The organism is Microbacterium sp. P2_F9 (genome assembly GCF_056403635.1).
In genome coordinates this window covers 1-4018 of sequence record NZ_JBFUFC010000264.1, presented here as the reverse complement: position 1 = coordinate 4018, position 4018 = coordinate 1, and the positions used below count along the sequence as shown (strand labels likewise).

Below are 4018 nucleotides of genomic sequence, written 5' to 3'. Positions count from 1 at the left end.
CGGTCACGCTGGCGATCAATGTCGTCGGGTCGTTCCTGCTCGGCGTGGTCGTCGGCCGGATCGACGACCGGCGGCCGCGCCTTCGGGCGTTCCTCGTCACGGGGGTGCTCGGCGGCTTCACGACCTACAGCGCCTTCGCGGTGCAGGTCGTCGACGTGGGCGGCGCCGCCCCCGTCGTCGGCCTGATCCTCGCCGCCGTGTCGGTCTTCGGTGGCGTGCTCGCCGCGGCGATCGGGCTCAGGGTCGGCGGCGGTCCGGCCGGTCGCCAGGAAGCCGTCGCTCCGGAGGCGGCGGAATGACCGGCTGGGTGCTGTTCGCCGTCACGGCGGCCGCCGGCGGGCTCGGGGCAGGCCTGCGCTACATCGTCGATGTCGCGGTCATGCGCGGACGGAGAGGCGCGTTCCCGCTCGGCATCCTGATCGTGAATGTGACCGGTGCGCTGGCGCTCGGGATCGTCGCGGGGCTCGGCAGCGCGATCGGCGGAGACATGGCGACCATCATCGGCGTCGGCGCCCTCGGCGGGTACACGACCTTCAGCACGGTCTCGGGCGAGACGGTGCTCCTCGGCCGACGCGGCCGACGCGACTGGGCCTGGGCCAACCTCATCGGCACGCTCGTCGMCGCGGTGCTCGCCGCCGGACTCGGACTCACCCTCGGCCGTCTCGTCGCCGGGTTTCTGCCGTCCTGAATCTCCATGGGATACTGACCCCGATACATTCACGTATCGACGCCTCTCCGGGTTCTCCGGATGAGACGGAGCAAGCCCGAAATCACAGCGAAGGCCCCCGTGTCGAACCTCGCCATTCTGAGCCTCAAAAACCGCGCGCTCATCGCCCTCATCACGATTGTGGCCGCCGTCTTCGGTGGGATCGCGCTGACCAGCCTCAAGCAGGAGCTCATCCCCTCGATCGAGTTCCCGCAGCTCTCGATCGTCACCACCTACCCGGGCGCGTCGCCCGAAGTCGTCAGCAACGACGTGTCCGCGCCGATCGAATCGGCCATCCAGGGGATCCCCGGACTCGAGACGACGAGCGCGACCAGCACGACGAACGCGTCGATCATCCAGGCGTCGTTCACGTACGGCACCGACCTGACGACCGCCGAGCAGAAGATCACGCAGGCGATCAACCGGATCAAGAGCCAGCTGCCCGACAGCGTCGAGCCGAACGTGGTCTCGTTCAGCTTCGACGACCTGCCCGTCATCCAGCTCGCCGTCTCGGGCTATGACGACGAGGAGACGATCCAGGCGCAGCTCGAGGCATCCGTCATTCCCGATCTCGAGAAGATCGAGGGCGTCAGCAGCGCCGGCGTCGTCGGCGGCCGTGGCCAGCGGGTCACCATCACGCCGGACCCGGAGAAGCTCGCCGAGGCCGGATACACCCAGCAGGCGATCTCGGACGCCCTCTCGCAGAACGGCGTGCTGTTTCCGGGCGGAACCGTCACCGAGAACGACCAGACCCTCACGGTGCAGACCGGCACGAAGCTGACGTCCTCGGAGGACATCGCGGCGCTGCCCCTGGTGCCCTCCACCCCGGCTCAGGCCAAGGCCGGCGCCGTGACGATCGCAGACGTCGCCGCCGTTGCCCAGGAGCAGGACCCGGTCACCTCGATCTCGCGGGTGAACGGCGAGCCGGCCCTCACGATCGCCGTGACGAAGCTCCCCTCCGCCAACACGGTCGACGTCTCGCGCGCGGTCACCGCAGCGCTCCCCGACCTGCAGGACTCGATCGGCTCCGGCTCCGAGTTCATCGTCGTCTTCGACCAGGCCCCGTACATCCAGCAGTCGATCGAGTCGCTGGCACAGGAGGGCATGCTCGGCCTGCTCTTCGCCGTGCTCGTCATCCTGCTGTTCCTGCTGTCGGTGCGTGCCACCCTGGTGACGGCGATCTCGATCCCGACGAGCGTGCTGATCACCTTCATCGGCATCCAGGCGTTCGGGTACTCGCTCAACATCCTGACTCTCGGCGCGCTCACGATCGCCATCGGCCGCGTGGTCGACGACTCGATCGTCGTCATCGAGAACATCAAGCGGCATTACGTCGGCGACGCGGACAAGCTCGACTCCATCAAGCGCGCCGTGCGCGAGGTGGCCTCGGCCGTCACCGCGTCCACCATCACGACCGTCGCCGTGTTCCTGCCGATCGCCTTCGTGGGCGATGTCACCGGGGAGCTCTTCCGGCCGTTCGCGATGACCGTCACGATCGCCATGACCGCCTCGCTCCTGGTCGCGCTCACGATCGTCCCGGTGCTGGCCTACTGGTTCCTCAAGCCCGGCAAGCCGCTGCTCGACGCGAACGGCGCGGAGGTCGACCCGGAGGATCCTGAGGCTCCGCCGACGCGCCTGCAGAAGGCCTATATCCCGATCCTGCACTGGACCTTGAAGCACTCCTGGATCACGCTCGGCCTCGCCGTGCTGGTGCTCGTCGGCACGATCGCCGTGTCGCCGCTCATGAAGACCAACTTCCTCGGCGACTCGGGGCAGAACACCTTCACGGTGACGCAGCAGGTCGGGCCCGCGGCAAGCCTCGAGGCGGAGGATGCCGCGGCCAAGAAGGTCGAGGACGCGCTGCTGTCCGTCGACGGCGTCAAGACCGTGCAGACCTCGATCGGCTCGAGCGGATCGGCGCTGCGAGACGCGTTCAGCGGGGGCGGCGGAGGTGTCACGTACTCGGTGACCACCGATCCCGACGCCGACCAGGTCGCCGTCCGCGAGGACGTACAGGATGCGCTGGCGGATCTCGAGGACGTCGGCGAGGTCGCGGTCGCGTCCGGCGGCGGCGGGTTCGGCTCGACCGACATCCAGATCGATGTCACCGCTCCCGACCAGGCGACCCTCGAGGAGGCCACCACTGCGGTCGTCGACGCCGTGTCCGATGCGGACGGGATCGGACAGGTCACCAGCAACCTCGCGGCCTCCCTCCCGTATGTCGCCGTCACGGTCGACAAGAATGCCGCAGCGGAGCTCGGCCTGTCGGAGGTCGCGATCGGCGCACTCGTCAACAACACGATGCAGCCCCGCTCGATCGGCACCGTCGAGATCGACGAGTCGTCGCTCACGGTCTATCTCGCGGTCTCCGACCCGCCGACGACGATCGAGGCGCTGCAGGATCTGAAGATTCCGAGCGCGGCGGGTCTGATCCCGCTCTCGGAGATCGCCACGGTCGAGCAGACGGAGGGTCCGACCTCGATCACCTCGCAGGGCGGACAGCGCACCTCCACCGTGACCGCGACGCCGTCGACGGACAACCTGAGCACGGCATCGGCGGCGGTCACCACGGCACTCGCCGATGTGGAGCTGCCCACCGGGGCGGATGCCGCCCTCGGCGGTGTCGTCACGCAGCAGTCGGACGCGTTCACGCAGCTCGGGCTCGCACTGCTCGCGGCGATCCTGATCGTCTACATCGTGATGGTGGCGACCTTCAAGTCGCTGCGTCAGCCGCTGCTGCTGCTGATCTCGGTGCCGTTCGCGGCCACCGGCGCCATCCTGCTGCAGATCATCACCGGCGTGCCGCTCGGCGTCGCTTCGCTCATCGGCGTGCTGATGCTGATCGGCATCGTGGTCACGAACGCGATCGTGCTCGTGGACCTCGTGAACCAGTACCGCGACAAGGGCCTCACGACCCACGACGCGACGATGGCCGGAGGCGCGCGACGCCTGCGTCCGATCCTCATGACCGCGCTCGCGACGATCTTCGCGCTCACCCCGATGGCGCTGGGCATCACGGGTCACGGCGGCTTCATCTCGCAGCCGCTCGCCATCGTCGTCATCGGCGGGCTGATCTCGTCGACCGTGCTCACGCTGCTGGTGCTGCCGACCCTCTACAACCTCGTCGAGGGAGCCAAGGAGCGTCGCGCAGCGCGACGCGCCGGGGGAGCGGATGCCGTGGCCGCCGGAGGCGGCGACGACCCGGATGCCGGAGGCCCTGCCGATGGCGAAGCGCGGGCGCTCACCCCGTCGGCGCCGGTGAAGCAGACCCGCCGGTCGCGCAAGGACCCCGTCGAGGCCCCCGTCGAGGCC

General features: G+C 69.0%; 3 protein-coding genes. All 3 read left to right on the top strand.

Annotation, left to right across the window (positions count from 1 at the left end):
- Nucleotides 1-299, top strand: a 299-nt coding sequence (locus AC1DVT_RS18430) for a fluoride efflux transporter FluC (RefSeq protein ID WP_477390640.1), incomplete at its 5' end; no start/stop codon positions are given.
- Nucleotides 296-688: a fluoride efflux transporter FluC gene (locus tag AC1DVT_RS18425; RefSeq protein WP_477390638.1), complete on the top strand. Its 393-nt coding sequence runs from the start codon at nucleotides 296-298 to the stop codon at nucleotides 686-688. The genes AC1DVT_RS18430 and AC1DVT_RS18425, both read left to right, overlap by 4 nt.
- 99 nt (nucleotides 689-787) lie before the next feature.
- A partial coding sequence (locus AC1DVT_RS18420) for an efflux RND transporter permease subunit (protein ID WP_477390636.1) occupies nucleotides 788-4018 on the top strand: 3231 nt, incomplete at its 3' end.